Origin of the sequence: Nonlabens xylanidelens (genome assembly GCF_002934445.1) — a bacterium.
Lineage (GTDB): Bacteria > Bacteroidota > Bacteroidia > Flavobacteriales > Flavobacteriaceae > Nonlabens > Nonlabens xylanidelens.
In genome coordinates, this window is sequence record NZ_PTJE01000019.1 from 1 (window position 1) to 1,530 (window position 1,530).

General features: G+C 32.7%; 2 protein-coding genes. Both read right to left on the reverse strand.

What is annotated here, in order from left to right:
- Window positions 1-75 precede the first annotated feature (75 nt).
- A complete protein-coding gene (locus LY01_RS14960) occupies window positions 76-996 on the reverse strand; it encodes an IS3 family transposase (protein WP_211291743.1) in 921 nt (306 codons plus the stop codon).
- Window positions 960-1,394, reverse strand: coding sequence for a hypothetical protein (locus tag LY01_RS15235; protein WP_211289309.1), 435 nt, complete (start codon window positions 1,392-1,394; stop codon window positions 960-962). The genes LY01_RS14960 and LY01_RS15235 overlap by 37 nt, the downstream gene beginning before the upstream one ends.
- Window positions 1,395-1,530 lie beyond the last annotated feature (136 nt).

A 1,530-nucleotide genomic window follows, 5' to 3' on the forward strand; every position in this document is an offset into this window, starting at 1 on the left:
TTTAGTAAATCTTCTTTTTTCATTACTGTGTTTGAATTTAAAATTAAAAAAAAATAGCTTGGGTCAAGACCCAAGCTATTTTTTAAAACTTACACAGTTAATGAGATACTGCCCTTCATGAGATTTTTTTGATTTGTATGTTTTTCTTCTTAATTGATTTTGTTTGTGCATTTGATTAGGTGTAAGCATATGATTAGAACAGTGTGGTCTAAATGAGTTATATATTTCAATAGATTCTTTAACGAGTATATTCTTTAGCTCTATATTTTGGATATTTTTGTTAATGAAGAACTCCTGTTTTAAAATTCCATTTATTCTCTCTGCAATAGCATTTTCATAAAGATCATATTTTTCGGTCATGCTTGGTTTAATACTGTTTTTATCTAATAAAGCTTGATACTCATTTGAGCAATATTTAAGTCCTCTGTCAGAGTGATGGATCAACGGGCTGTCTTTATAGTTTCTCTCATTAAGTGCCATTTCTAATGCTTGAAATGAACCTTCTACAGCTAGACTCTGAGATACATTATAACCAACTATCTTCTTTGAATATGCATCTGTTATTAATGCTAGATAAGATGGATTTTTTCTGGTTCCTATATAAGTTATATCACTTACCCATATTTGTTCTGGTCTGTTTATCTCCACAGAGCAGACTATGTTTTTATGTTTTCTAAACCTATGATGAGAATCAGTAGTTATATGGTAGCTCCTTTTAGGTTTTATAAGCATATGATTTACTCTAAGTATTTTAAAAAGCTTATCTCTTCCCACGTTTAATTCAGAGAGCTGTTTTTCTAGTTTGTGATATAATTTCCTAGTCCCTATTCTACGCATCACACGACGCACATCATTAACTAAGGCAATTACCTTTTGTGCTGTACGTTGATTGCGAGCTCTTTTCCTTAGAGCTCTATAATAAACCTGTCTGCTAAGCCCAAGTAAGTTACAGGCAGAAACTATTGTTTCTTTGTGTTCTTTTTTGAAGTTTTCGATAACTCGGGCTTGTAATTTTTTCTGATCTCAATGTCGTATTCTTTTTCTGCCATATCAACAAGCATATCAAAAATAATTACTTTCTTATCTGCTCGTTCTACTAAATGTTCTGCTCTTGCTTTCTGCTTTTCAAGCAACTTGACTCTTGCTTCTAGTTCGATAATTTTTTGTTCAGGTGTTTTAGACATGCTTACAACGGATAGGTTTTCCCAATCAAAGGTACCGTATTTACGAAGCCATGAGGTAATTGTTGATCTTGCTTGAATACCATATTTCAAATGGGCATTCAATCTATCAAATTGTCCTGATTCAATTTCTTCTACCACTTGAAGTTTAAAAGAAAGCGAGTAGTCTTTTTGGGTACGCTTTACATAACCAATGTTTATAGATGTTTTCATTACACTAAAATTTTAGTGTATCGCTATTCTAGGACGGGACAGTATAAACAAAAAAAACCCTTGTCTAATTGACAAGGGTTTAAAAGAAGGCGGCGACATACTCTCCCACAAATAGCAGTACCATCTGCGCAAATGG